At 74.3% G+C, this 26,127-nt stretch carries 28 protein-coding genes; 19 read left to right on the forward strand and 9 right to left on the reverse strand.

Annotated elements, in window-relative coordinates:
• Window positions 1-30: 30 nt before the first annotated feature.
• A complete protein-coding gene (locus tag C5508_RS02690; RefSeq protein ID WP_104523342.1) occupies window positions 31-324 on the reverse strand; it encodes a Dabb family protein in 294 nt (97 codons plus the stop codon).
• 82 nt (window positions 325-406) lie between these two features.
• Between C5508_RS02690 and C5508_RS02695 the strand changes: the two genes are divergently transcribed.
• The 7 genes from C5508_RS02695 to C5508_RS02730 all read left to right on the forward strand — a co-directional run bounded on the left by C5508_RS02695 (window position 407) and on the right by C5508_RS02730 (window position 7,832).
• Window positions 407-1,660, forward strand: coding sequence for a glycosyltransferase family 4 protein (locus C5508_RS02695; RefSeq protein WP_104523344.1), 1,254 nt, complete (start codon window positions 407-409; stop codon window positions 1,658-1,660).
• Window positions 1,654-2,448 (forward strand): class I SAM-dependent methyltransferase, encoded by a 795-nt coding sequence (locus tag C5508_RS02700; protein ID WP_104523346.1) that lies wholly within the window; start codon window positions 1,654-1,656, stop codon window positions 2,446-2,448. The genes C5508_RS02695 and C5508_RS02700 overlap by 7 nt, the downstream gene beginning before the upstream one ends.
• Window positions 2,449-2,479: 31 nt before the next feature.
• Window positions 2,480-3,547, forward strand: coding sequence for a prenyltransferase/squalene oxidase repeat-containing protein (locus C5508_RS02705; RefSeq protein WP_232796877.1), 1,068 nt, complete (start codon window positions 2,480-2,482; stop codon window positions 3,545-3,547).
• 688 nt (window positions 3,548-4,235) lie between these two features.
• Window positions 4,236-5,306: a hypothetical protein gene (locus C5508_RS20165; RefSeq protein ID WP_113684635.1), complete on the forward strand. Its 1,071-nt coding sequence runs from the start codon at window positions 4,236-4,238 to the stop codon at window positions 5,304-5,306.
• An 11-nt stretch (window positions 5,307-5,317) separates the two neighbouring features.
• The gene (locus C5508_RS02720) at window positions 5,318-6,049 is read left to right on the forward strand and encodes a class F sortase (protein WP_104523352.1); all 732 of its coding nucleotides are present in this window, start codon (window positions 5,318-5,320) and stop codon (window positions 6,047-6,049) included.
• Window positions 6,050-6,078: 29 nt separating this feature from the next.
• A complete protein-coding gene (locus tag C5508_RS02725) occupies window positions 6,079-6,936 on the forward strand; it encodes a glycosyltransferase family 2 protein (RefSeq protein WP_232796878.1) in 858 nt (285 codons plus the stop codon).
• The gene (locus C5508_RS02730; RefSeq protein ID WP_232796879.1) at window positions 6,933-7,832 is read left to right on the forward strand and encodes a glycosyltransferase family 2 protein; all 900 of its coding nucleotides are present in this window, start codon (window positions 6,933-6,935) and stop codon (window positions 7,830-7,832) included. Before C5508_RS02725 ends, C5508_RS02730 begins: the two co-directional genes overlap by 4 nt.
• 70 nt (window positions 7,833-7,902) lie before the next feature.
• Here the strand turns inward: C5508_RS02730 and C5508_RS02735 are convergent, their stop codons facing one another.
• The 4 genes from C5508_RS02735 to C5508_RS02750 are packed head-to-tail and all read right to left on the reverse strand — an operon-like array spanning window position 7,903 to window position 10,668.
• Window positions 7,903-8,247, reverse strand: coding sequence for a TraR/DksA family transcriptional regulator (locus C5508_RS02735; RefSeq protein WP_104523354.1), 345 nt, complete (start codon window positions 8,245-8,247; stop codon window positions 7,903-7,905).
• A complete protein-coding gene (locus C5508_RS02740; protein ID WP_232796880.1) occupies window positions 8,244-8,897 on the reverse strand; it encodes a class I SAM-dependent methyltransferase in 654 nt (217 codons plus the stop codon). Before C5508_RS02740 ends, C5508_RS02735 begins: the two co-directional genes overlap by 4 nt.
• Before the next feature lie 14 nt (window positions 8,898-8,911).
• A complete protein-coding gene (locus C5508_RS02745; RefSeq protein ID WP_104523358.1) occupies window positions 8,912-10,180 on the reverse strand; it encodes a YibE/F family protein in 1,269 nt (422 codons plus the stop codon).
• A 47-nt stretch (window positions 10,181-10,227) separates the two neighbouring features.
• Window positions 10,228-10,668, reverse strand: a complete 441-nt coding sequence (locus C5508_RS02750) for an STAS domain-containing protein (RefSeq protein WP_104523419.1) — start codon at window positions 10,666-10,668, stop codon at window positions 10,228-10,230.
• A 175-nt stretch (window positions 10,669-10,843) separates the two neighbouring features.
• On the opposite strand from C5508_RS02750, the gene C5508_RS02755 reads away from it, so the two are divergent.
• The 7 genes from C5508_RS02755 (at window position 10,844) to C5508_RS02785 (ending at window position 16,171) form a co-directional block, all read left to right on the forward strand.
• On the forward strand, window positions 10,844-11,344 hold the full coding sequence (locus C5508_RS02755; protein ID WP_232796881.1) for an Hsp20/alpha crystallin family protein: 501 nt from the start codon (window positions 10,844-10,846) through the stop codon (window positions 11,342-11,344).
• A 195-nt stretch (window positions 11,345-11,539) separates the two neighbouring features.
• Window positions 11,540-11,878, forward strand: coding sequence for a MerR family transcriptional regulator (locus C5508_RS19785; RefSeq protein ID WP_232796882.1), 339 nt, complete (start codon window positions 11,540-11,542; stop codon window positions 11,876-11,878).
• 55 nt (window positions 11,879-11,933) lie between these two features.
• Complete coding sequence (locus C5508_RS02765; protein ID WP_104523362.1) at window positions 11,934-12,254, forward strand: metal-sensitive transcriptional regulator; 321 nt, start codon at window positions 11,934-11,936, stop codon at window positions 12,252-12,254.
• A gap of 27 nt (window positions 12,255-12,281) precedes the next feature.
• Window positions 12,282-12,494 (forward strand): heavy-metal-associated domain-containing protein, encoded by a 213-nt coding sequence (locus C5508_RS02770; RefSeq protein WP_232796883.1) that lies wholly within the window; start codon window positions 12,282-12,284, stop codon window positions 12,492-12,494.
• Window positions 12,495-12,507: 13 nt separating this feature from the next.
• Entirely contained in the window at window positions 12,508-13,425 is a 918-nt protein-coding gene (locus tag C5508_RS02775) for a hypothetical protein (RefSeq protein WP_104523364.1), read from the forward strand.
• Window positions 13,422-15,701 (forward strand): heavy metal translocating P-type ATPase, encoded by a 2,280-nt coding sequence (locus tag C5508_RS02780; protein WP_104523366.1) that lies wholly within the window; start codon window positions 13,422-13,424, stop codon window positions 15,699-15,701. The genes C5508_RS02775 and C5508_RS02780 overlap by 4 nt, the downstream gene beginning before the upstream one ends.
• Before the next feature lie 98 nt (window positions 15,702-15,799).
• On the forward strand, window positions 15,800-16,171 hold the full coding sequence (locus C5508_RS02785) for a hypothetical protein (protein WP_104523368.1): 372 nt from the start codon (window positions 15,800-15,802) through the stop codon (window positions 16,169-16,171).
• Between the two features lie 64 nt (window positions 16,172-16,235).
• On the opposite strand, the gene C5508_RS02790 is transcribed toward C5508_RS02785, so the two are convergent.
• Entirely contained in the window at window positions 16,236-17,162 is a 927-nt protein-coding gene (locus C5508_RS02790) for a M56 family metallopeptidase (protein WP_104523370.1), read from the reverse strand.
• A gap of 18 nt (window positions 17,163-17,180) precedes the next feature.
• Window positions 17,181-17,534: a BlaI/MecI/CopY family transcriptional regulator gene (locus C5508_RS02795; RefSeq protein ID WP_104523372.1), complete on the reverse strand. Its 354-nt coding sequence runs from the start codon at window positions 17,532-17,534 to the stop codon at window positions 17,181-17,183.
• 128 nt (window positions 17,535-17,662) lie between these two features.
• Here C5508_RS02795 and C5508_RS02800 point away from each other — a divergent pair, with 128 nt between their 5' ends.
• The 3 genes from C5508_RS02800 to cydC are packed head-to-tail and all read left to right on the forward strand — an operon-like array spanning window position 17,663 to window position 23,591.
• Entirely contained in the window at window positions 17,663-19,222 is a 1,560-nt protein-coding gene (locus tag C5508_RS02800) for a cytochrome ubiquinol oxidase subunit I (protein WP_104523374.1), read from the forward strand.
• Between the two features lie 14 nt (window positions 19,223-19,236).
• Window positions 19,237-20,256: a cytochrome d ubiquinol oxidase subunit II gene (gene cydB, locus C5508_RS02805; protein ID WP_104523376.1), complete on the forward strand. Its 1,020-nt coding sequence runs from the start codon at window positions 19,237-19,239 to the stop codon at window positions 20,254-20,256.
• Window positions 20,253-23,591 carry a thiol reductant ABC exporter subunit CydC gene (gene cydC / locus C5508_RS02810; RefSeq protein ID WP_104523378.1) on the forward strand — a complete coding sequence of 1,113 codons (3,339 nt, stop codon included), beginning with the start codon at window positions 20,253-20,255 and terminating at the stop codon, window positions 23,589-23,591. Before cydB ends, cydC begins: the two co-directional genes overlap by 4 nt.
• Before the next feature lie 6 nt (window positions 23,592-23,597).
• Here cydC and C5508_RS02815 read toward each other — a convergent pair whose 3' ends face one another.
• A complete protein-coding gene (locus C5508_RS02815) occupies window positions 23,598-24,227 on the reverse strand; it encodes a hypothetical protein (RefSeq protein WP_104523380.1) in 630 nt (209 codons plus the stop codon).
• 20 nt (window positions 24,228-24,247) lie between these two features.
• Between C5508_RS02815 and C5508_RS02820 the strand changes: the two genes are divergently transcribed.
• Window positions 24,248-24,475: a hypothetical protein gene (locus C5508_RS02820; RefSeq protein WP_104523382.1), complete on the forward strand. Its 228-nt coding sequence runs from the start codon at window positions 24,248-24,250 to the stop codon at window positions 24,473-24,475.
• 84 nt (window positions 24,476-24,559) lie between these two features.
• Window positions 24,560-25,108 carry a hypothetical protein gene (locus C5508_RS02825; RefSeq protein WP_104523384.1) on the forward strand — a complete coding sequence of 183 codons (549 nt, stop codon included), beginning with the start codon at window positions 24,560-24,562 and terminating at the stop codon, window positions 25,106-25,108.
• Here C5508_RS02825 and C5508_RS02830 read toward each other — a convergent pair.
• Entirely contained in the window at window positions 25,095-26,048 is a 954-nt protein-coding gene (locus C5508_RS02830) for a bacteriorhodopsin (protein WP_232796884.1), read from the reverse strand. The two genes, C5508_RS02825 and C5508_RS02830, sit on opposite strands and share 14 nt — an antisense overlap.
• Window positions 26,049-26,127: the final 79 nt, after the last annotated feature.

The raw sequence follows: 26,127 nt of genomic DNA on the forward strand, positions 1-26,127 counted from the left end.
GGATGTGGACGGGCGACCACCACCGTCGGCTCAGGCCTGGTACTGCACCGCGCTCCGGGAGGCGAGGATCGGCCGCACGTGCTCGGCGATCACCGCCAGGTGCACCGGGTCCTGGGCGTAGCGGCGGAATGCCTCGGCGTCGGGGAAGTCGGCGATGAGCACCGCGTCCGCGTTGCCCTCGGTCAGGCCGGCGTCGTCGGCGACGACCAGGGACGTCATGCCGCCGACGTCCTCCCGGAGCCTCCGCAGGGCGGCGACGGTGGCCGCCCTGCGCTCGGCGTCGGCGTCCGGGGACCAGGTGAAGACCACGACGTGTCGGATCATGCCGCCACCCTGCCAGCCCCGACCGGGTGGCACCGCCCGGCTGGCGCACGACGCCCCGACGCGGCTCGTTAGAGTCCGCCTCATGGGACGGTCGTTGCGCATCGCACTGCTGTCCTACCGCAGCAAGCCGCACGGCGGTGGCCAGGGCGTCTACGTCCGCGCCCTCTCCCGGGAGCTCGCCGAGCTGGGGCACCGCGTGGAGGTGCTGAGTGGTCAGCCCTACCCCGAGCTCGACGACGGCGTGCCGCTCAACCGGCTGCCGAGCCTGGACCTCTACCGGGAGCCCGATCCGTTCCGCACACCCCGGCCCTCGGAGTTCCGCGACTGGATCGACGTCGCCGAGTGGGCCACGATGTGCACCGCCGGCTTCCCCGAGCCGCTCACGTTCAGCCTGCGGGCCGCCCGGCACCTCCTCCCCCGCCGCAACGAGTTCGACGTCGTCCACGACAACCAGTCGCTGGGGTACGGCCTGCTCCGGCTCGTGAAGGCCGGGATCCCGACCGTCGCGACCGTCCACCACCCCATCGCCATCGACCGCGAGCTGGAGCTGGCCGCCGCCCCCACGCTGCGCCGGAAGCTGACGCTGCGCCGCTGGTACGCCTTCACCGGCATGCAGGCGCGCGTCGTGCGGCAGCTGGACGGGATCACCACCGTCTCGGAGAACTCCCGCCGCGACATCACCACGCACATGGGCCTGCCGGCCGACGGCATGGCGGTCATCCCGGTCGGCATCGACCCCGACCGGCTGACCCCGCCCTCCGCCGGGCAGCCCCGGGAGACCGACTCGGTCCTGGCGATCACCAGCGCCGACGTGCCGCTCAAGGGCCTGGTGCACCTGCTCGAGGCGCTGGCCAAGCTGCGTACCGAGCGTCCGGTGCGGCTCACCGTCGTCGGTACCGCCCGGCCCGGCGGCCCGGCCGAGATCGCGCTGGACCGGCTGGGGCTGCGCGACGCCGTCCGCTTCACCGGGCCGGTGCCCGAGGCGGAGCTGATCTCGCTGCTGCAGCGCGCCACCGTCGTCGCCATCCCGTCGCTGTACGAAGGTTTCTCGCTGCCGGCCATCGAGGCCATGGCGTGCGCGACGCCGCTGGTCACCACCGACGCCGGCGCGCTGCCCGAGGTGGTCGGCACCAAGGCCGGGCTGCGGGTCAAGGCCGGCGACGTCGGCGAGCTCACCGCCGCGCTCCAGCTGGTCCTGGACTCGCCGTCACTGGCCGAGCAGCTGGGCCGTGCCGGGCGGCGACGGGTCCTGGACTCCTTCACCTGGCGGGCCACGGCCGAGCGCACCGCCGACTGGTACGCGCAGACCCTCGAGCGGAAGGGGCGGCCTTGCTGACCGTCGACTACGACCTGCTGGACCTGCAGCCGGGGATGACCGTCCTGGACCTGGGCTGCGGCGAGGGCCGGCACGCCTTCGAGGCTTACCGCCGCGGCGCGAAGGTGGTGGCCGTCGACTGGGGCCGGTCGGAGGTCGAGACGACGAAGCGCTGGCTGGGGGCGATCGCCGAGGCGGGCGAGGCCGGGCGGGTGGGCGACGACGTGGTCGCGCGCTACGAGGTGGTGCGCGGCGACCTGCTGCACCTGCCCTTCCCCGACGCCAGCGTGGACCGCGTGATGGCCTCGGAGGTGCTGGAGCACATCCCCGACGACGCGACGGCGATGCGGGAGATCTTCCGCGTGCTCAAGCCCGGCGGCCGGGCCGTCGTGACCGTGCCCCGCTACGGCCCGGAGCGGGTGTGCTGGGCGCTGTCGGACCAGTACCACGCCAACGAGGGCGGCCACATCCGCATCTACCGGGGCGGAGTCCTCCGGGCCCGGCTCGCCACCGCCGGGCTGGTGCCGGGGAAGAGCCACCACGCGCACGCGCTGCACGCCCCGTTCTGGTGGCTGAAGTGTGCCGTCGGCGTCGAGAAGGACTCCGCGCTGGTGCGCGCCTACCACCGCCTCCTGGTCTGGGACCTCACCTCCCGTCCGCTGGTCACCCGCCTCGCGGAGAAGGTGCTCGACCCGCTGATCGGCAAGAGCTTCGTCGTCTACGCCGACAAGCCCGCCGACGCGGCGACCGATGCCCGGGCCCGGGCATTCGGCGTCGCCGAGGAACGGGAGCGGTCCGCTGCCCGCTGACCGGCGCGTTCCGCTGCCGGAGCTGCCGGGGGTGCTGACCGCTGCCCAGGTGCGGCAGACCGTCGGCTGGATCGCCGGCGAGCAGTGCGCCGACGGGGCCCTGCCGTGGTTCCGGGGCGGCCAGCTCGATCCGTGGGACTCCGTCGAGGCGGCCATGGCGCTGGACGTCGGCGCCGAGCACGAGCGGGCGGCGGCGGCCTACCGCTGGCTCGCCGGGCGGCAGCGGCCCGACGGCAGCTGGGCCGCCGAGTACCGCGACGGCGCGGAGACCGCCCCCGCCGTCGAGAGCAACCACGCCGGCTACCTCGCCGTCGGCCTCTTGCATTCTTGGCTGATCAGCGCGGACGAGGAGCTCGTCGTCGGCCTGTGGCCGGTCGTGCGCCGGGCGCTGGACCTCGTCACCCGCATGCAACTCACCGGTGGCGCGATCAGCTGGGCGCTGCGCCCCGACGGCACGCCCGACGACCTCGCGCTGGTGACCGGCAACGCCAGCCTCTTCCAGGCGTTGCGCTGCGGACTGGCCCTGGCGGAGCTGGCCGGGGAGGCCCAGCCGGACTGGGAGCTCGCCGTCGCCGATCTCGGCACCGCCCTGCGGGAGCGCCCGGCGGCGTTCGGGGACCGGTCGCGCTTCTCGATGGACTGGTACTACCCGGTGCTCGCGGGTGCCGTCTCCGGCACCGCCGCGCATGACCGGCTCGCCGCCTCCTGGGACACCTTCGTCGTTCCGGGACTGGGCATCCGGTGCGTGTCCGACCGCCCGTGGGTGACCGGCGCCGAGACCTGCGAGCTCGCGCTGGCGCTGACCGCCGCCGGGCGGCCGGACGACGCCCTCGCGCAGGTCGCCGCGATGCAGCACCTCCGGCACGACGACGGGTCGTACTGGACCGGTTTCGTGTACCCCGACGACGCGCGCTGGCCGATCGAGCGGACCACCTGGACGGCGGCGGCGGTCGTCCTGGCCGCCGACGCGATCGCCGGCGCCACACCGGCGGCAGGCTTGTTCTCCGACCCCGCCGCCCTGCCGGTCGCCGGGGTGCCAGACGCCGGGACGCAACCAGCCGGACGGCTGGCGGAAGGGGCGGACACCGCACTGTCGTGAGCCGCGACCGCGGGTGACGCCGGTGCCGGGACCTCGCGCCACTCCGGCAAGGCTCACTGTCCGTGACCGACTGACGGAGCTGTCCACGAGCCTGTCGGCGGGGAACTCGGCACCGTGGATGCGCCCGTCCAGCGGATCGACGACTGCCGCGCGAACGGCCGGCTCCGGCGGGGCGCTCGGCCGGCTCCTCCCGCGGTCCATGCGACCGACCGCGCGTGCTGGCGTCGAGCAGGCGGCCGATCGCACCACAGGCGCACACCCCGGACGAGATCGAGCCGGGCAGCGACGGAAAGGCCCAGTCGGTGACCATTCTCGACATGCGTCTCCGGCCATTTTCTCGACTACTCAGAGTTTTTCCACGCATCGATCGATCCAGGCCGGGCGCCCGGCGAGTCCCACGATCCGGAACTGACTTTCTCGCGTCGACCCGCGTGGGAACAGCACTCGCAGGTATCCGGCACCCGTAGCCGGGGCTCGTGACACCCCTCGATCGCGACTACGCACCGTGAGATTATCGGTGCCGCCCGTTCCATCCGATCACCCACTCGGCGTAATTCCTCTTCTCACCGTGCACGCAGCGTCAACGGCTTTCCTACTGGCTCTCGACCGATCACGGCTCGACTGGGCCGACGGCCGGGCGCCAGGCAGACCCGCCGGCGCCGGACGAACGCACGGGGGGAACACGCACATGACGCACGCACGGAACCGGATCTTCGGCACGGCCACTGCCGGCACGACACTCCTGGCCGCAACCTCTGCGCTGGTGCTCGCCACCGCCATGCCGGCCGCGGCAGCGCCCGGGGGAAACGGCGGCGCGAAGGTGACCCTCTGTCACGCAACTGGGTCCGCCAGCAATCCGTACGTGCAGATCACCGTGGCCGACGACGCGGCGTACAACGGCCACCACAGCCAGCACCAGGACCTCGGCCAGGGGGACATCATCCCGCCGTTCACATACCAGGGCTCGACGTACTCGCTCAACTGGGACGGCGCGGGACAGGCGACGTTCGCGAGGGGTTGCACCGTGGAGACCACGGGCGGACCTCAGAAGCCGGACAACCCAGGCAACCCAGGCAACCCAGGCAAGCCCGAGAACCCCGGCAACGCCGGCAACCCCGGCAACCCCCACGAGCCCGAGAACCCGGGCACGCCCGAGAAGCCGGCCAACCCGGGGAACCCCGGCACTCCGAGCGGGCCGGGCAAGGACCCGAAGGTCACGCTCTGCCACGCCACGGGCTCGACCAGCAACCCCTATGTCCGGATAACGGTCGCTGCCGCTGGGGCCTACAACGGCCACTACACCCAGCACGAGGACCTCGGCCGGGGCGACATCATCCCGCCGTTCACGTACCAGGGATCGACCTACTCGCTCAACTGGACGACGGATGGGCAGTCGTTCTTCGCCGGCGGCTGCCAGACGCCCACCGAGCCGCACGTCCCGGGGCAGCCGGAGACTCCGGGGACCCCGGGCGACACGGCACATCCGGGTGACTCGGGCACCCCGGGTGCCTCCCTCCACGCCGGAACCCCGGGCTCGGACGGCCGGGAACCCGCCACCGCGGCACGGAACGGAACCTCGGAGGGCGCGGGTTCGGCCACGGCGTCTCGCGCTTCCGACGTGGGTCCCATCCCCGGGGCCGCGGACGCCGGTGAAGGCATGGCCGACACCTGGCAGCTGACCGTGGGTCTGGCGTTGGCCTCGATGGGCGCCCTGGCCGGTGGGACGGCGCTCTACCGCCGTCGGCTCGCAGGGAACTGAGAACAGTGCGGATGCCCCGGCTGGCGATCGTCGTCCTGAGCTTGCTGATGTCCGTGGCGGGCGCTGCCCTCCTCGTGGAGCACGCCTCGGGACACCAGCCTCCTTCCCGGACGCCGATGTCAGCCGGGGCCGCCGGCGAGACGGTCTCCCCTGCCGCGGAACGGGGCCCCGACGAGTCCGGGGTGCCGGTGGGGCTGGAGATCCCGTTCGCGAGCAGCAACCACCCGGACGGCGTGACCGCCTCGGTCTCCGCCGATCCCCTCACCGAGCGGGGCGACTTGTTCGTTCCGGAGGACCCCCGGACGCTGAGCTGGGCATCGGACGACGCGGCCCCCGGCTCGAGCAGGGGCACCGCGATCCTCGTCGGTCACGTCAACTACGTGGTCGACGGGGAACTGGTCCGCGGAGCACTGTCCGATCTGGCGGAGTACGCCGTCGAGCACATCGGGCAGACGTTCACCGTGCAGCTCGCCGATGGCCGCCGGCTCGACTACCGGATCACCGGCGGCGAACGTCACGACAAGGACGCGCTGGCTGCCCGGCCCGAGCTGCGACAGATGCTGTACGACCAGACGAATGCGTTCGGGCCGGCGCCGGGAACGGGTCGGCTGGTGCTCGTGTCCTGCGGCGGCGCGTTCGACACGCGCACCGGGAACTACGAGGACAACGTCTTCGTGTTCGCGCTGCCGGTTGCTGCAGAGGCCAGGGGTCCGCTGGCGGAGGGTGACGCACGCACCGGTTGAGCGGCGCGGCGCGCGGGCAGGGTTCCTCCGTGACCACACCGGCCCCCTCCGACGTCACCGTCGTCGTCATGTCCCGCGACCGCCGGGACGACCTGCTCGCCACCCTCCCCCGGCACGAGGCGCCGGTCGTCCTGGTGGACAACGCCTCCACGGACGGCACGGTGGAGGCGGTGCGCGCGGCATGCCTCGGCGTCACCGTCGTGCCACTGCCGGAGAACGCGGGCTCTTACGCCCGCACCATCGGCGTGCAGCGCGCCGGCACCGAATTCGTCGCGTTCGCCGACGACGACTCCTGGTGGGCACCCGGCGACCTCGCCCGGGCGGCCGCGATCATGCGCGCCCATCCGCGGCTGGCCGTTCTGAACGCCCGGATCCTGGTCGGCCCCGAGGAACGGCTGGACCCGACCTGCGCGGAGATGGCGGGGAGCCCGCTCGGTACGCCGCCCGACCTCCCGGGGCCGGCGCTCCTGGGCTTCATCGCCTGCGGGGCCATGGTGCGCACCGAGGCGTTCCTCGCCGTCGGTGGCTTCGACCGGGTCGTGCGCTTCCCCGGTGAGGAGGAACGGCTCTCCCTCGACCTCGCCGCCGCCGGATGGGGCATGGCCTACGTCGACGAGGTGACCGTGCACCACCACCCCTCACCGCGCCGGGCCGCGCCCGATCAGCGCCGCACCGCGATCTGGCGCAGCCGGGTGCTGACCGCGGTCATGCGCCAGCCCGCGCCGGAAGTCGGGCGAGTGGTGCTGCGGGCGCTGCGCACCGGTACGGCCGAGCGACGGGGGCTGCTGCGCGCGCTGCCCGACGTGCCGGCTGCCCTGCGCTCGCGCCGGCCGGTGCCCGTGGCCGTCCGGGAGCAACTGCGCGTCCTCGCCGGGAGCGGATCGTGACCGCGGATCCGCGGGTGGCCGTCGTGGTCATCACCCACCAGCGGCGGGACGAGCTGCTGCTGGCCGTGGAACGTCTGCTGGCGTTGCCCGAGCGACCGCACGTGGTCGTCGTCGACAACGGCTCCACCGATGGCACGGCCGATGCGGTTCGCGAGCGGTTCCCGCAGGTCGAGCTGATCGCCAGTCCGGAGAACCTGGGTGCCGTGGGCCGCAACGTCGGGGTGGCCCGGCTGGACACCGACTACGTCGCCTTCTGCGACGACGACACCTGGTGGGAGCCGGGCTCGCTGCGCACCGCCGCCGACGTGCTCGACGCGCACCCGCGGCTGGCCGTCGTGACCGCTCGGATCCTCGTCGAACCCGGCGGCCGCGAGGACCCGATCGTGCCGGAGCTGCGCGACTCCCCCGTCCGGGGCGCCCCGTGGTTACCCGGACCGGCGCTCGGCTCGTTCCTCGCCGGCGCGTCGGTGGTGCGGCGCGAGGCGTTCGAGGCGGTCGGCGGCTTCTCCGAACGGCTGTGGCTGGGCGGCGAGGAAGAACTCATGGCCGGCGACCTGGCCGCGGCCGGCTGGGAGCTCTGCTACCTGCCGCAGCTCACCGTGCACCACCAGGCGAGCTCCGCCCGCGACCCTCACCGGCGGCGGGCCGACGGCATCCGCAACACGCTCTGGACGACGTGGCTGCGGCGCCCGATCCGCCCCGCCGCGCGCCGCACGCTGCACCTGCTGCGCTCGGTTCCGCGCGATCGGGTCACGGCGCGCGGTCTGCTGGCCGCCGTGTGCGGACTGCCGTGGGTGGTGCGCGAGCGCCGGGTGCTCCCAGCGCACGCCGAGGCACGGTTCGCCGCTCTCGAGGAGGCGCAGCGCACGTCGACCGCCCGCCGCTACGTCAGCTAGCCCTCCACCTCGGGCATGGGAAGCGATACATGCGTCTCGCGGGCCCCAACGGGTGTATCGCTTCCCATGCTCAGCGGGCGCAGTCGATGCAGGTGCGGGCGGTCGGGCGGGCGGCCAGCCGCTCCGGCGCGATCGGGCGGCCGCAGGTCTCGCACCGGCCGTAGGTCCCGGCCTCCACCGCGGTGACGGCGACGTCGACATCGGCCAGCCGGCGGCGTGCCTGGTCCAGGAGAGCGGCGACCTGCTGGCGCTCGAACGCGATCGTCGCACCCTCGGGGTCGTGCTCGTCGTCGGCGTTCGACGACTTCGACGCCGCCACGACCTCGTCGAACATCCGGGTCAGCGCCTCGATCTGCGCCTGCGCGGCCGCCCGCTCCGCGCCCAGCGGGTTCTCCGGCCCCGTCCGGAGGCTCATCCCGAGATTGCGAGGGGTGAGAGGGACGGGGTCCTCCTGCGACGCAGCAGCCGCAGCGACCCGGTGCCCGGCAGCTCCTCGAAGTCCCCGCTCCCCAGCACCCGGGTGTAGACCCCGTAGGGCGCCTGCCCGCCGTCCGCCGGATCCGGGAAGACGTCGTGGATGGCCAGCGTGCCGCCGACCGCCAGCTTGGCCACCCACGCGTCCTGGTCCCGGCGCGCGGACTCCTCGGTGTGGCTGCCGTCGAGGAAGAGCAGGGCGAGCGGCGCCGTCCACAGCGGGGCCAGTGTCTCCGACCGGGTGACCACCGCGATCACGACGTCCTCCGCGCCGGCCTGGGCGATGGTGCGGCGGAAGTTCGGCAGGGTGTCGATCCGCCCGACGGCGGGGTCGACCAGCGACGGGTCGTGGTACTCCCAGCCGGGTTGGTGCTCCTCCGAGCCGCGGTGGTGGTCGACGGTGACCACGAGCCGGCCGGTCTCCCGGGCAGCCGCGGCCAGGTACAGCGCCGACTTGCCCATCCAGGTGCCGATTTCGAGCAGCGGCCCGGGCACGGCGACGGTCCGCGCCGCCTCGTAGAGGGCCCGCCCTTCGTCGTCGGGCATGAACCCGGGAGCGGCCTGGGCTGCGACGAGGAGTTCGGTGCTCACGGGCACAGCCTGGCTCATCGGGCGAACCGCGTCCGCAGCGCGGTCAGCCGGCGATCGGTCGCGGCCCCGGCCTCGGTGTCGGCTGCCTTGGCGAAGAACGCCCCGGTCGCGGTGGTGACCGGCACCGCGAGCACCAGCGCGATGGCGCCGACGAGGGTGCGGATGACCTCTTCGGCCAGCCCGGAGGAGGTCAGGACCACCCACCCGGGCTGGTCGTAGAGCTCGAAGAGCAGCAGCAGCGGCAGCGCCGCTCCGGCGTAGGCGAAGACGATCGTGTAGACGGTGGAGGCGATGTGGTCCCGGCCCACGGCCATTCCCCGCGTGTAGAGCTCCCGCCACGTCATCGACGAGTCCACTTCGTGCAGCTGCCAGATCGCCGAGGCCTGGGTGATCGTCACGTCGTTGAGCACGCCCAGCCCGGCGACGACGATGCCGGCGAGCACCAGACCGGAGAAGTCGATGGTCGGGTCGAAGTTGTTCAGCGTCGTCGTCTCCTCGCTGGTCAGGCCGGTGAGCCGGGCCGTCGCCACGGCGAGCGAGCCGAGGACCGCGACCAGCGAGAGCCCGAACAGGGTGCCGACCAGCGCGGTCGTCGTGCGGGCCGAGAACCCGTGCGCGAGGTAGAGGACGACGAACATGATCGCCGCGGAGCCGACCAGGCTGACCATCGCGGGCGAGTCGTAGGCCAGCAGCCCGGGCAGCACGAACTGCAGCAGCACGAAGAAGGCGAAGGCCAGGCCGACCAGCGAGGCAAGTCCGCGCCACCGGGCCACCAGGCCGACCACCACCGCGAAGGCGACGGCGAGGCCGATGATCGGCACGTCGCGCTGGTAGTCGTAGAACTGGTACGACGGGCCGCCCTCGGCGGCGGGGTCGCGGGTCAGGACCAGCGTGTCGCCCTCCTCCACCCCGCTGGCCACGACGTCGGACTGCAGGTCGACCGACTGGTAGTCGCCCGTGCCCTCGCCGTCGAGGATCTCCACCACCGCGCGGGCGCAGTCGGCCGGCCTGCCCTCGGGGTCACCGCAGTCGTAGGTCTCGACCGACACCACTTCCCCGTCGGGATAGGTGGTGCCCGGCGGCAGATAGGTGGCGGCGACCTCCTGCGCCCGTGTCGGCTCGCCGGAGGGCCACAGCACGAACAGCCCGATGACCGTGGCGAGGCCGACGGGGACCAGCAGCAGGAGCATCAGCCACACGGCCCGGCGGCGGCGCCCCAGCGCCTCCTCGGTGGGCGGCGGGGCGTCCGGATCGGGTCCGTGGCTGTGGGCGTGAGACGACACCCGGTCAGGCTAGGAGGCGCACCGCCCCGGGGCCGCCCCGACACCGGTCAGGAGTGGTCGGCCGGTCCCGGGGGTCCACCGTCGCCCGTGGCCTCCGCGGTGACCTCGCCGTCGGCCTGCACCACGGTGAACCGGTGCCACAGCCCGGTCAGCTGCAGCGGGCGGGTCACCGTCGACGGCGGTTCCACCAGGGCCACCTCGATCGCCCGCGGCACGGCCATCTTCTGCAGCTGCACGAGCACCGCCAGGCCGGCCGAGTTCATGAAACCGACCTGGGCCAGGTGCAGCTCCACCCGGCGGAGTCCGTGATCGGCGAGCAGCAGGTCGGTGAGCGTCCGGACCAGCGGCCGTCGGGCGGCCTCGGTCAGCTCACCGCTGATGGTGAGCCGGACCGTCTCACCGTCCACCTCGTGCTGAACGCGTGGCTCGGTGCCCGGCGTGTCGTCGGCGGGCGGGGTCTGCGGCTGGCCGCCGGTCGTCTCGTCCACGCCGTGCCACTGCCCCGTCGGCTCCCGGTTCACGCACGCGGTCGACGATCGGCTCCGGGAGGACGGTGCGGAACATTTTTGCCTCGCAGACGTTTACCTGGCTGCGCCAACGAGGTAATCTCCAGTCGCCACTAGAGGTTCCACCTCGGGCAGCGAACACCAGTTCCTTCATCCCATGGAGGTTCCAGCCATGATGCTGACCGCGTACGACCCGTTCGCCGCCACGTCCGCCGCGTTCCGCGCGCTGGACCAGCTCACCGGCCGCAGCGGGTCCTCGACCGCCCGCCCGCTGTCGGGCATGCCGATGGACGCCTACCGGGTGGGTGACAACTTCGTCGCCCACTTCGACCTCCCCGGCGTCGACCCGGGCTCGATCGACCTGTCGGTCGAGGGCAACACCCTCACCGTCAGCGCTGAACGCTCGGTCCCGCAGCTGGAGGGCGCGGAGTGGTCGGCGGCCGAGCGACCGTTCGGCAGCTACACCCGCCAGCTCGTGCTGGGTCGCAGCCTCGACACCGATCGGCTCGAGGCCAGCTACCACGACGGGGTGCTGACCCTCAGCATCCCGGTGGCCGAGAAGGCGCGGGCCCGCAAGATCACGGTGACCCGCGCGGACACGCCGGCCGCCGTCGAGGCGCGCACCATCGAGGGCGAGCAGGCGGCGGTCGAGAGCTGATCGCCCCGCCGCGAGGCGACGTCGCAGGGGCCGGATCCGCGCGGGTCCGGCCCCTGCGTCGCATCCGGACCTCCGCCGACCCGCCGCCGGCGATGTGCGCGGAGGATGCACGTCGGAGCGAGGGCCACCCCCTCCGCGTACATCGCCCAGCCCGGAGCCGGGCACCCACCAGGACACCGACGACGGGAGCGCGCCGTGGACATCGAGGACGGAGCGTCGCCCGGTGACCCCTTGGGCCGGCTCGACGATCCCGACTACCCGGCACTGACGATGAGCCAGGCCGCAGAGCTGCTGGGCGTCCAGGCAGCCTTCCTGCGCAGCCTCGACGGCTCCGGGGTCCTGCACCCCCATCGGTCACGCGGTGGTCACCGCCGCTACTCGCGCCAGCAGCTCGTCCTCGCCGCCCGGGTGCGGGTGCTGCTCGACGACGGCCACTCGCTCGCATCGGCGGAGGTCATCGTCGGCCTGCAGGACGAGCTCGCCTCCGCCCGTGCCGATCTCGACCGCCTGGCAGGTCGACACAAGGAACCCTAGGGGGGTACGGTTCCTCCGGAGCCGCAGGACCGCGGCGCCGTCAGGAGGGCACCTCGTGGAGACTGCGGAGACCGGCTGCGCCGGCCACGACCACGCGCACGGCTACATCCACCGCAAGGACGACTACCTCAAGCGGTTGCGCCGGATCGAGGGGCAGGCCCGCGGTCTGCAGCGGATGGTCGAGGACGAGAAGTACTGCATCGACATCCTCACCCAGGTCGCGGCGATGACCAAGGCGCTGCAGGCGGTCTCCCTGGGCCTGCTCGAGGAGCACCTCAGCCACTGCGTCGTCGACGCCGCCAAGGCCGGTGGCCGCGAGGCCGAGGAGAAGGTGCGTGAGGCCACCCAGGCCATCGCGCGGCTCGTCCGTTCCTGACCACCCCCCACCCGAGAGGAAGCTCCCGTGAGCAGCACCGCCAGCTACACCGTCACCGGCATGACCTGCGGGCACTGCGTCACCGCCGTCACCGAGGAGGTCTCGGCGCTCCCCGGCGTGACCGACGTCGACGTCGACCTCGCCACCGGTGGCCTGACCGTCACCAGCGAGCAGCCGGTCGACGAGTCCGCCGTCCGCGCCGCCGTCGAGGAAGCCGGATACGAGGTGAGCGGCCGCTGACGCGGCCGATGCCATGAACACCCCCCTGCGCGTCGCGGCGTTCACGCTGGGTCTGGTCGCCGTCTTCGGCGCGGCCGTCGGCGTGGGCGCCGCGGTCGGGCCGTTCGGCACCGCGACCGAGTCGTCACCGGCGCACACCGAGAGCGCGCACGGCGGCGGGAGCCATGCCGCAGCCGGTCACGCCGAGGCGGCCGACGCCGGTCCCGGCGGGCTCCAGGTGAGCGAGGACGGCTACACGCTGGCACTGGCGTCGAGCACCGCAGCGGCCGGTCCGGCCACGCCCATCGCCTTCCAGATCCTCGGGCCCGACGGCTCCGCCGTCAGCGCCTACGACCGCGAGCACGACGTCGACCTGCACCTCGTGGCGGTCCGGCGCGACCTCACCGGTTACCAGCACGTACACCCCGAGCTCGGCGCCGACGGCGTCTGGCGGGCACCGCTGGCGCTGGACCCCGGCACCTGGCGGCTGTTCGCCGACTTCTCCCCGGCGGCCGACGGGGAGAACCGGACGCTCGGCGCCGACCTGGCCGTCGCCGGGTCCTACGAGCCCAGCCCGCTGCCCGCGCCGTCGACGGTCGCCGACGTGGACGGCTACACGGTGGTCCTCTCCGGTGAGCTCACGCCGGGCAGCGAGTCCGAGCTCACGCTCGCCGTCAGCCGCGACGGCGTTCCGGTGACCGATCTGCAGCCCTACCTCGGCGCCTACGGCCACCTCGTCGCCCTGCGCGAGGGCGACCTGGGCTACCTGCACGTCCACCCCGGAGAGCCCGACGACGGCCGCGCACCGGCACCCGGGCCGCACGTCCGCTTCGCCACCACAGCACCCACTGCGGGCACCTACCGGCTGTTCCTCGACTTCCGCCACGGCGACGTCGTCCGCACCGCCGCGTTCACGGTGACCGTCGAGGCCCACGAGGAGCACGGGTCATGACCTCCACCGGCACTCCCACCGACGTCGAGCTGCTCATCGGCGGCATGACGTGCGCCTCGTGCGCCGCCCGCGTGGAGAAGAAGCTCAACAAGCTCGAGGGCGTCACCGCGACGGTCAACTACGCCACGGAGAAGGCGAAGGTCAGCGTCGCCGGCGACGTCACGACCGACGACCTCATCGCCACCGTGGAGAAGACCGGCTACACCGCCACACTCCCTCGGCCCCGTCCAGAGGCTCACCCCGAGCCTGCGAGGGGTGAGGAGGACGGGGTCCTTCCGCCGACCGCGACGTTGCGCACGCGGTTGCTGGTCTCCGCACTGCTCAGCCTCCCGGTCGTCCTCCTGGCCATGGTGCCGGCGCTGCAGTTCGAGTACTGGCAGTGGCTCTCGCTGACCCTCGCCGCCCCGGTCGTCGTCTGGGGCGGCCTGCCCTTCCACCGCGCGGCTTGGACCAACCTGCGGCACGGCGCCGCGACCATGGACACCCTGGTCTCCCTCGGCACCCTGGCCGCCTTCGGCTGGTCGCTCTACGCACTGTTCCTGGGCAGCGCCGGTCAACCCGGCATGACGCACCCCTTCGAGCTCACCGTCGCCCGCTCCGACGGTGCCGGGAACATCTACCTCGAGGCCGCGGCCGGCGTGACCACCTTCCTGCTGGCCGGCCGCTACGCCGAGGCCCGCTCGAAGCGCCGGGCCGGCGCCGCGCTGCGGGCGCTGCTCGGACTGGGCGCCAAGGAGGTGTCGGTGCTGCGCGGCGGCAGCGAGACCCGCGTGCCGGTGGACCAGCTCGTGGTCGGAGACCTGTTCGTCGTCCGGCCCGGGGAGAAGATCGCCGCCGACGGCGAGGTCACCGAGGGCGCCTCCGCCGTCGACGCCTCGATGCTCACCGGGGAGTCGGTACCCGTGGAGGTCGGGCCGGGCGACGCGGTCACCGGCGGCACGGTCAACGCCGGCGGCCGGCTGGTCGTGCGCGCCACCCGGGTGGGCAGCGAGACGCAGCTGGCCCAGATGGCCCGGCTGGTGGAGGACGCGCAGAACGGCAAGGCCGACGTCCAGCGGCTGGCCGACCGGATCTCCGCCGTCTTCGTGCCCGTCGTTCTCGCGCTCGCCGCGGCCACCCTCGGCTTCTGGATCGGCGCCGGCGAGGGCCTGCCGGTCGCGTTCACCGCCGCCGTCGCCGTGCTGATCATCGCCTGCCCCTGCGCCCTCGGGCTGGCCACGCCGACCGCGCTGATGGTCGGCACCGGCCGCGGCGCACAGCTGGGCATCCTGATCAAGGGCCCGGAGGTGCTGGAGAGCACCCGCCGGGTGGACACCGTCGTCCTGGACAAGACCGGCACCGTCACCACTGGGCACATGACGCTGCTCGACGTCGTGCCCGCCGAGGGCGAGGACGCCGACCGGCTGCTGCGGCTGGGCGGCGCCCTGGAGGCAGCGTCGGAGCACCCCATCGCCCGGGCGGTGGCCGCCGCTGCCGCCGAGCGCGGTCCCCTGCCCGCCGTCGAGGGGTTCGCCAACGAGGCGGGCCTCGGCGTCCGCGGCGTCGTCGAGGGCGCGGCGGTCCTGGTCGGCCGACCGCGGCTGCTCGCCGACTGGTCGCTGACCCTGCCGGAGCCGCTCGCCCGCGCCGCCGACGAGGCGGAGCGGACCGGCCGCACCGCGATCGCGGTCGGCTGGGACGGCGCCGCCCGCGGCGTGCTGGTCGTCGCCGACGCGGTCAAGGACACCTCCGCCGACGCCGTCCGGCAGCTGCGCGACCTGGGGCTCACCCCGGTGCTGCTGACCGGCGACAACGCCCGCGCCGCCCGCGCGGTCGCCGCGCAGGTCGGCATCGACGAGGTGATCGCCGAGGTGCTACCGCAGGACAAGGTCGACGTCGTCCGGCGGCTGCAGGACGAGGGCCGGGTCGTGGCCATGGTCGGCGACGGCGTCAACGACGCCCCGGCGCTCGCCCAGGCCGACCTGGGGCTGGCGATGGGAACCGGGACCGACGTCGCGATCCAGGCCAGCGACCTCACGCTGGTGCGCGGTGACCTGCGCGCGGCCGCCGACGCGATCCGGCTGTCCCGGCGGACCCTGGCGATCATCAAGGGCAACCTGTTCTGGGCCTTTGCCTACAACGTCGCGGCGATCCCGCTGGCCGTGGCCGGGCTGCTCAACCCGATGATCGCGGGTGCGGCGATGGCCTTCAGTTCGGTGTTCGTGGTGACCAACAGCCTGCGGCTGCGTGGGTTCGCCCCGCTCGCGGAGAACCGCGAGGCGACGCCGGCGCGCTGAGGGGACCCGGCACATCCCGCGACGCTCTGACTCTGCCCCACATATGGGGCAGAGTCAGAGCGTCCGCAGAGAGACGTCCCAGCCTCCGGAGGCCCACGGTGAACCGTTCCGACGACGACGCACGGCGGGACCTGACGCGCGCCCTGGCCGGCGCCGGCCTGCTCGCCGGGCTGGCGCTGCTGGCCCGGCCGGGCGCCGTGGCCGCCGCGGTGGCCCCCCGGTTCCCGCGCGAGCGGCTGTGGATCGGGCGCGTGCTCGGCGCCCGGCTGCTCGCCCAGCACGCCCTGGTGCTCGCCGCGCCGGAGGCGGCGGTGGTCCGGGCGGCCGCGGCGGTCGACGGGCTGCACGCGGCCAGCATGGTGCCGGTGCTGGCCCTCCCCCGCTACCGGCGGGCCGCACTCGTGACCGGTGGCCTGGCCGCGGCGTACGCAGTTCTGGGACCCGCGATGGCGCCGCCGAATCGTGGATAGCCGCGGCGCCCCGCGTCCAGGTCGCCGTCCCTGAGCCCGCCCGCGCCGGGGGACGGGTCCGCGGTCACCCGAGGGCGGGGAGCAGCAGCAGCGCCGTCGGCAGGAGCAGCAGCAGGACGGCACCGCTCAGCGCGGTCCACCGAGCGGCGGCCGGCAGCGGGTGAGCCGGCTCCAGCAGCCGCACCACCCGGGCCCGGACCCCGGCGCCCGAGACCGCGAGGGCTCCCGTGGGCACTCCTCCGGCCCCGCCGGCCGCCGCGACGATCGCCTCGGCGAGGGTGCGCCGCGGCGAGGTCCCCGACAGCGAGCCCAGCGCCACGTCGTCGGCGCGCATCTCGACCAGCTCCCGCACCGCCCCGTGAGCGCGCTCGGCCGCGGGCAGCACGGGCAGCGCCGCCTTCCACGCCACGAACGGCAGCAGCAGCAGGTGGTGGTGCTCGGCGAGATGTGCTCGCTCGTGCGCCACGACGGCAGCGAGCTGCCCGTCATCGAGCTCGGCGACCATGCCGGAGGAGAGCACCAGCAACGGCCGCGCGCCGGGGATGCAGAAGGCCACCGGCGCCGGGTGGTCGAGCAGCCGCGCATCGGGCTGCGGACCGGGCTGGACGACGAGCTCGAGCAGCTCCCGGTGCCGACGGCGGGTACGGACGATCCGGGCCCAGCTGAGCAACAGCACCCCGACCAGCTCGAAGGCCAGAACCCCGGCAAGTGTCAGCGCGACCCAGTGATCACCGCGCACCGGCTCGGTCACCACGTGCCCGCGCACCACCGCCCACGCCGCCTCGGGGAGCGAGTGACCCCACGGCGCGAGGCCGTGGACCAGCAGCGCCCCGATCATCGACAGGCCCCCGGCCAGGCCGACCGCCTGCCAGCACACCAGCGCCACCAGCGGGTCCCGCCCCGGCCACTGCGCACGGGCCAGCAGCGCCGGCACCGGCCACGCGAGCAGCGCGGCCAGGACGGCGAGGGCGACCGCGGTGACGGGCAGCATCGGTGGGGAGGAGCAGGGTCAGCCGGTGGAGCCGCCGGCGAGCAGCTCCCGCAGCAGGCGGGCCTCCTCGTCGTTGACGCTGCCGACGAAGCGGGCCAGCACGGCCTGCCGGTCCGCCGCCTGGCCGAGCACCTCGTGCATGAGCTCGGCGGCGTGGTCCTCGCGGCTGGCGCGGGCCGAGAAGCGACGCGGACGGGCGTCGTCGTGCCGCACGAAACCCTTCTGCTCCAGCCGGGTGAGGACGGTGTGCACCGTGGTCAGGGCGACGCCGCGGTCGGCCAGCTCGTTCCGCAGCCGGGTCGCGGCCACCGGCCCGTCGGCGGCCCACAGCCGGTCCATGACGGCCCGTTCCAGCTCCCCCAGCGACGCCACGGGTCCTCCTGTTCCAGGGATCACACGACACTCTTCTACGTTCTGTAGAACTTCAGCTTCTACACGGCGTAGAAAGAACGAGTCGATCGTACGACGGTCGCTCTCGACGACGAGAAGGAGCCCGGCCCGTGGACGTGCTGGAGATCGCGCGGTGGCAGTTCGGGATCACCACCGTCTACCACTTCCTGATGGTGCCGCTGACGATCGGCCTGGGCGTCCTCGTCGCGGTCATGCACACGATGTGGGTGCGGACGGACAAGCCCGAGTGGCTGCGGATGACCCGCTTCTGGGGTCGCGTCTACCTGATCAACTTCGTCCTCGGCGTCGCCACCGGCCTGGTCCAGGAGTTCCAGTTCGGCCTGGCCTGGAGCGAGTACTCGCGCTTCGTCGGCGACGTGTTCGGCTCGCTGCTCGCCCTCGAGGCCCTGCTGGCGTTCTTCCTCGAGTCCACGTTCCTGGGGCTCTGGATCTTCGGCTGGGGCCGGATCCCGAAGAAGGTGCACCTCGCCGCGCTGTGGGCAGCGGTCATCGGGTCGATCGTGAGCGCGTACTTCATCATCGCCGCGAACTCCTGGATGCAGCACCCGGTCGGGGTGGTGACCGACGACGCGACCGGCCGCCCGTTGCAGGTCGACTTCTTCGCCGTCCTGACCAACAACACCGCGCTCGCGGCGTTCAGCCACACGATCGTCGGCGCGCTCATGGTCGCCGGGTCGGCGCTGGTCGGCATCGGCCTGTGGCACCTGCGGAAGCGGAAGCTCGCCGAGCAGCCCGCCACCGATCCCGACCAGCTGGTCTGGCGGCGGTCGGTGCGGCTGGGCGGCTGGGTCTCGCTGGCGGCGTTCGTCCTCGTGGCGCTCACCGGGGACTTCCAGGCCAAGCTGATGTACCAGCAGCAGCCGCTGAAGATGAGCTCGGCCGAGGCGCTGTGCGAGACCGAGGCGCCGGCGTCCTTCTCGATCTTCGCCTTCGCCAAGTTCGGCTCCAACGAGTGCGACGACGTGCACTCGATCACCGTGCCCTACATCCTCAGCTACCTCGCCCACGGCGACTTCAGCACCGCCGTCCCCGGCGTCAACGAGCTGCAGGCGCAGTACGAGGAGGTCTACGGGGCGAGCTACCCCGACGACCCGTCCTTCGGCGCCGAGGCCGGCGAGCCGATCGACTACACGCCGCTGCTCGCCGTCACCTATTGGAACTTCCGGCTGATGATCGGCATGGGCGGAGTCGCCGCCGCCGTGGCCGCGTACGCGCTGTGGTCGACCCGCAGGGGCCGCGTGCCGATGTCGCGGATCGGCGTCTACGGCTCGCTGCTGGCTGTCGGCGCGCCGTTCGTCGCCAACGCCTCGGGGTGGATCTTCACCGAGATGGGCCGCCAGCCCTTCGTCGTCCACCCGAACCCCGACGTGCCGGTCGAGGACCAGGTGTACTTCTTCACCGCCCAGGCGGTGACCCCCGGGATCAGCGCCGCCGAGGTGTGGACGTCGCTGATCGCCCTGACCGTCGTCTACGGCGCGCTGGCGGTGGTCGAGCTGTGGCTGATCACCCGCTTCGTCCGCCGCGGCATCACCACCGGCGACGGCGCACCCGTACCCGGCCACACCCCCGAGGGCGGTCCCGACGACGACGTGCCGGGCGGAGCCGACGGCGGTCGCCGCGACGACGACGTCCTCTCGTTCGCCTACTGAGAACGGAAGCTGACATGGACCTGCAGACCGTCTGGTTCGCCGCCGTCGCCGCCCTCTGGATCGGCTTCCTGCTGCTCGAGGGCTTCGACTTCGGCGTCGCCGCCCTGCTGCCGGTGCTCGGCCGCCGGACGAGCGACCGGCACCTGATGCTGCGCAGCATCGGGCCGCTGTGGGACGGCAACGAGGTGTGGCTGATCACCGCCGTCGGCGCCGTGTTCGCAGCCTTTCCCGGCTGGTACGCCAGCTGGCTGCCCGCGCTCTACCTACCGTTCGTCCTGGTGCTGATCGGTCTGATCATCCGGGCGGTCGCCTTCGAGTGGCGGCACTCGCACTCCACCGAGCAGTGGGACACCACGTGGACGCGGGTCGTCGTCACCGGCTCGCTGATCGCCTCGCTCGGCATCGGCGCGGCCCTGGGTGCCACGACGCTCGGCCTGCCGATCGACGACGCCGGCAACCGCGTGGGCGGCGCCTTCGCCGGCTTGGGCCGGCCGGCCCTGCTGGGCGCGGTCGCGGTGTTCGGTTTCTCGCTGGTGCACGGCGCGCTCTTCCTCGCGCTCAAGGTGGATGGCGACCTGCGGACCCGCGCCCGGATCTTCGCCGTCCGGTGGTCGCCGCTGGCGGCGCTGCCCCTGCTGGCCTGGGCGGGCCTCGTGCACCTGCGGTACGGCACGCCGGTCACGGCCGTGCTGTGGCTGGTCGCCGCGCTTGCCGTGGTCGTCGCCTGGGCGCGCATCCGGGTCGGCCGCGAGGGCCAGGCCTTCGCCGCCTGGGGCGCGATGCTGGTGTCCGCCGCGGCGACCGTGTTCGGCGCGGCCTACCCCGTGGTCGTGCCGTCGACGATCGACCCCGCGTTCGACCTGACCCTCGCCGAGGCCTCGGTCAGCGACTACACGCTCACGGTCATGACCTGGGCCGCAGGCGTCGGACTCCCCGTCGTCCTCGCCTACCAGACCTGGACCTACTGGGTGTTCCGGAAGCGACTGACCGCCGAGCCGGTGCACGGGGAGCCGACCGAGGCCGCGCACGCATGACCGCTCCGACGGCGGCCGGACGGGGCCCGCTCGGCGCACTGGCCGGTGTGCCCGGCCTGACCGGTGCGCTGGGGCGGGCCGCGACGGCCGCCCTCGTGCAGACCACGGGCCTGGTCCTCCTCGCCGGCGGCCTGGCGCACGCCGTGGCCCGTGCGGCCGGGATGGCCGACGGCACCCCCACCGTGCCGCTCCTCCTGGCCGCGGTCGGTGCGGCGCTGCGGGCCGGCGCCGGCGCCGTCGGCGAGGCGGTGGCCGCCCGCGACGCCCGCCGCGCGGAGGACCGGCTGCGGCGGGGCCTGCTCGACCGGCTGGCCGGCTCGCCAGCGGCCGTGACCGCGGCGGGCGGCCCCGGCCCGGCCGCCGTCCTCGCCACCACCCGGCTGCACGACCTGGGCCCGGCGCTGGCCACCTACCTGCCGGCGCTCGCGCAGACGATCGTCGTGCCTCCGGTCCTGCTGCTGGTCCTCGCCGCCACCGACCTGCTGTCGGCGGCGCTCGTGGCGGTGACGCTCCCGCTGGTGCCGGTGTTCATGGTGCTGGTCGGCCGGCACACGCAGTCGGCGACCGCGGACTCCGCCCGGGCTCTCGACCGCATCGCCGCGCACGTCGCCGAGCTGGTGCGCGGCCTGCCGGTCCTGGTCGGCCTCGGCCGCGCCGCCGAGCAGACCGTCGCGCTGGCGTCGCTCGGCGAGGCGCACCGCACCCGCACGCTGGCCACCCTGCGGGTCGCCTTCCTGTCCGCGCTGGTGCTCGAGCTGATCGCCACCCTCTCGGTCGCCCTCGTCGCGGTCACCGTCGGGATCCGGCTCGTCGAGGGGCACCTGGCGCTCGCCGTCGGGCTGACCGCACTGCTGCTCGCACCCGAGGCGTTCGCCCCGCTGCGCGCGCTCGGGTCGGCCCACCACGCCTCCGAGGACGCCGCCCTGGCCGCCGCCGAGGCGCGGGCCGCGCTGGCCGCCCCGGCGCCGCCCGTCACGGTGCCCGCCGTCGACGACGACCCGCGCGGCGCCGACGTCGCCGTCCGCGGGCTGACCGTGTCCTATCCGGGCCGGGGCGGAGCCGCGCTCCCGCCCACCGACCTCGCCGTCCGGCCCGGCGAGCTGCTCGTGCTCCGTGGACCCAGCGGCTCCGGGAAGTCGACGCTGCTGGCCGCGCTGGCCGGCCTCGTCGACCCCGGGGCCCGGCGCGGCGGCGCGGTGACCGGCGTCGGGTCGGTCGCCGTCGTGCCGCAGTTCCCCCGCACCACCGGTGCGACCGTCGCCGACGAGCTGCGCCGGCACGCCGCGTCGGAGCCCGGCCTCGACGAGGTCGCCGGCGAGGCGTTCGTGATCGAGGCGCTGGCCCGGGTCGGCGCCGAGGACCTCGCCGGTCGCGCACCGGAGTTCCTCTCCCCCGGTGAGCTCCAGCGCGTGGCCCTGGCCCGAGCCCTGGTCCGGCTGCGTCGTGGCGCCCGGCTGCTGCTGCTCGACGAGCCCACCGCGCACCTGGACGACGACGCCCGCGACCGCGTCGCCGCCGTCCTCGCCGACCTCCGCGGCACGGTGACTACGGTGCTCGTGACCCACGACCCGGTGCTGGCGGCGCTGGCCGACCGCGCCGTCGACCTCCCCGCCGGGAACGTCGGGATCACCGCTCCCGCTCCCGCTCGCGGACTTCCGGTACCGGAAGTCCCGGCAGGCGGGGGGACTTCCGGTATCGGAAGTCCCGGGGAGGCGACGTCGGGGACCGCGATGGGGCTGGCCGTCGCGGTCGGCGCGCTCTCCTCGGGTGCCGGGGTCGCGCTGACCGCCGTGTCCGGCTGGCTGATCGTGCGGGCAGCCGAGATGCCGCCGGTGCTGACGCTGATGGTCGCGATCGTCGGGGTGCGCTTCTTCGGCCTCGGGCGGGCGCTGCTGCGCTGGCTGGAGCGCGTGACCGCCCACGACGCCGCCCTGCGCCAGGCAGCGGACCTGCGCGTGCGGGTGTGGCGTGCGCTGGCCGCCCAGGGGCTGGCCGCCGACCGCACCCCCGGCTCCGCGCTGGCCCGGGTCGTCGGCGACGTCGGGACGGTGCAGGACCTCACCGTGCGGGTGCGCCTCCCGATCGCCGTCGCCGGCGTGGTTCCCGGCCTCACCGTCGCCGGGCTGGCCGCGGTCGACCTCGCGGCCGGCGCCGCCGTGGCGGCGGTGCTCGCGGCGACCGGTGCCCTGGTCGTGCTCGCCCACCGCCGGGTGGACGCCGGCGCGGCCCGCGCGGAGACCACGCTGCGGATCACCGCGCTGCACGAGACGACGACCGTGCTGGACGGGCTGGCCGACCTGCGGGCGCACGGCCTGGCCGGGTCCGCCGCCGCCGACCTCGCCGCGTTGGCCGACCGGCAGGCCGCCGCCGCCCGGACGGGGAGCCGGGCGGCCGCGCTCGGCACCGGTCTGGTCGTGCTCGGCACCGGGCTCGCGGCCGTGGCCGGCACCGCGGTCGCCGCCGCCGAGAACCTGCCCGGCCCCGCCCTGGCCGTCCTCGCCCTCGCCCCGCTGGCCCTCGCGGAGCCACTGGCCGGACTGGGAGGCGGGCTGCAGCGGCGCGGAGCCCTGGCAGACGCGCAGAGCCGGCTCGACGCCGTGATCGGGGCACCGGGAGCCGCCGACCCGGCCGATCCGCTGCCCGCGCCGGCCGGCGTCACGTCCCTGCGCACCGAGGGGCTCGTCGCGGGCTGGCCCGGTGGACCCGACGTGCTGCGGGGGATCGACGCCGCCCTGACGGCCGGCGACGGCTGGCTGGTGCTGCGCGGCCCCTCGGGCACCGGCAAGTCCACCTTCCTCGCCGTGCTGATGGCGGCGCTGCGACCCCGGGCCGGCGACTACACCCTGGACGGGCGACCGGCGGACCGGCTGCTCGGCGACGACCTCCGCGCCCGGATGGCCTGGCTGCCGCAGGAGGCGCACGTCTTCGCCTCGACGATCCGCGCGAACCTGGCGCTGGCCGCGCCCCGCGGGGTGCTGACCGGCGCCGACGGCGAGGTCCGGATGCGGGCGGCGCTCACCGCCACGGGGCTGGGCAGCCTGCTGGCCACGCTCCCCGACGGGCTGGACACCCCCGTCGGCGCCGGCGGCACCGCGCTCTCCGGTGGGGAGCGGCGCCGGCTGGCCGCGGCACGGGCCCTGCTCGCCGACCGCGACGTCCTCCTCCTCGACGAGCCGACGGCGCACCTCGACGCACCCACGGCTGCGGCGCTGCTCGGCGACCTGCGGTCCGGGCTCGCCGGACGGCTGGTGGTCTGCGTGACCCACGACGACGACGTCGAGCGCGCCGGCGACACCGTCCTCCGGCTGGGCGCGGCTCCCGCCCGGAGCGCCTGAGCCGGGTCAGCCGGCCGGCACATCCACCGGGATCTCCGGTCCGAGCTTCGCGCCCTGCTGCAGGTCGAGCCCGTCGCCGGACCAGAAGCTGCCCGGGTCGTACCAGTTGCCCGGGCGGTCGGCGGGCAGCAGCCCCATCGCGGTGTAGGTGGCCGCGACCAGCTCGGCGCAGTAGACCGCCTCGGTGCTGGTGCCGCGGCGCAGCCGTCCGTTCACCCAGCCGCGGGCCAGCCGGGGCGTGGTCGGGAAGGGCCGGCCGTCCATGCGGGCGATCGTGCGCAGGACGGCGTCCTCCATCTCGGGGGTCACGCCGCCGTCGTCCGAGGGGCCGACCAGCTGGCGCAGCCAGGCCCGCTGCCCGTACTTGTGCCGCCAGGTGCGGACGGCGTCCCGGAGGTCGTGCAGCTGGACGCCGCGCTGGTGGGTGCCGGTCCAGACGTCGGGCAGCGAGCGACCGAGCTCGGCGTGCCAGAGCAGCGGCGGCAGGTCCTCCAGGACCACGGCCATGCCGACGTGGTTCACCGGCGCGTTGGTCAGGGTCTGGATGGCCCGGTCGGCCACCGAGGCGCCGCGGAAGATCCACACGTCGCCGGTGCGGGTGAGGTCGACCGCGTCGTCCAACGAGAGCTCGGGCACGAGCGGCTACGTTACGGACCGTGCGCCTGACCAAGCTGCTCGGACTTGCCGGTCTCGCGGGTGTCGCCGCCGGCGGCGTGGTGCTCGCCCGCAACGAGCGCCAGCGCCGGTCCTACACGGCCGACGACGTCCGCACCCGCCTGCACGAGCGGCACGCGGCCCTGACGACGCCCCCTGAGCCGGCTCCTCCCGCCGAGCTCACCGCCGGCCGGCGGCACCGCCTGGCCCGGCTGCTGCGCCGTCGCTGATCGCCGTCCGGTCGAGCACGACCGGCATGGGCCCGGGCCCCGGGGGTAGGAGGCAGCGACCATCCCCCCTGCCGAGGAGTTCCCATGGCTCGCAACACCCTGTCCCGCTCGCTGCACGACCTCGGCCTGTCGGCCTGGTTCGGCGGCACGCTGGCCAACGCCGTCGCACTGAACGCCGCCGCCGGCGAGGCCGGATCGGACTCGGCCTCCGGCCGGGTCGCCAACGCCGGCTGGGACCGCTGGACGCCGGTCAACGCCGCCGCCATCGGCGCCCACCTGATCGGCAGCATCGGCCAGCTGCGCGCGAACAAGCAGCGGGTCGCCGCCCAGGAGGGTGCCGCCAGCATGTCCGCCCTCAAGACGCTGGTCACCGCCGCCGCGCTCGGCGCGACCGCCTACAGCCGGGTGCTCGGCGCGCGCGTGTCGGCCGCCGGCGGGGTGCCGTCGAAGTCGGGCACGAAGCCGAGCAAGCGGACCAAGGTGGCCCAGGCCGACGTGGCCGCCGCCCAGCAGCAGCTGGACACGCTGCAGTGGGTCATCCCGGCCCTCACCGGCACGCTGGTCGCGATCAGCTCCTACGCCGGTGAGCAGCAGCGTCCGAGCGAGGTGGCCGCGGGCATCAGCGCCCGCTGAGCCCGGTGTCCCCCGGCCGGCGCCCGTCGTCGGCCGGGGTGACCCCTCCGCGCACCGCGGACAGCACCGACGGGGACACCCGCGCCAGCTCGGGCAGCACGGCGTCGCTCTTGTGCACGTGGCTCGACCACACCGGCTCCGGGTGCGTGTCCGCGCCGTTGACGACGTCCTCGGCGGTGCGCAGCTTGGCCACCTTGTGGGTGAGCACCCCGAAGCCGACCTTGGCGATGACGTCGGCCACCGAGTAGCCGACCTGCATGGCCGTGAACCAGGCCGGGGTGACGTCGACGAAGACCGGGATCGCGTAGATCAGCGGGTACACCCCGAAGCTGCTCAGCAGCACGATGGTCGCGTTGCGCAGGCTGGCCGCGGCCTCCCTGCCCATCGTGGGCATCGAGGTGCGCACCGCACCGATGAGCGCGACGTAGAGGTAGACGAAGAACGCGGTGCTGATCAGCCCCCACACCACCAGCGCTGTGGTGTCGCGGCCCTCGGACAGCACCTGAGCGCCCATGTACCCGGTGACGATCATCAGGAAGGCCGCAGCCATCGTGGTGAAGCGCAGCCTGCGGGCGGCGGCGCCGGCCACCGAGCAGACGGCGAGCAGTTCCACGGTCAGCAGCGGAACGGTCACCGTCCAGTCGATGTAGCGGGTGCCCTCGGTGGACCGGGCCTCCTCGTTGGGGACCCAGACCTCACCCTCGAGCCGGAAGCCGGTGTCCCAGTCGATGTACAGCAGCAGATAGGCGAGCATCGCGACGCCGGCGAGGCACAGCCCCGCGATCGCCGAGGGCCGGTACCGCGGCGACACCTCGTCCCTGGTCGTCCAGGCGTAGACGAAGTAGGCGAACAGCGCGAAGCCGGCGCCCAGGAGCGCGAGCTGCACGACGTCGTAGAGGCCCAGCGGCATCGTCTGCAGCTCGGGCGTGGGCGTGTCCATGACGGCTCCACGGGTCTCGGGGACGACGGCACCGGTCCTGCCCGGTCGCCCGCCCCTACCCTGGCTCTTATAAACATCT

It is taken from the genome of Blastococcus atacamensis, from assembly GCF_002938425.1.
In the GTDB taxonomy this organism is placed as follows: Bacteria; Actinomycetota; Actinomycetes; order Mycobacteriales; family Geodermatophilaceae; genus Blastococcus; species Blastococcus atacamensis.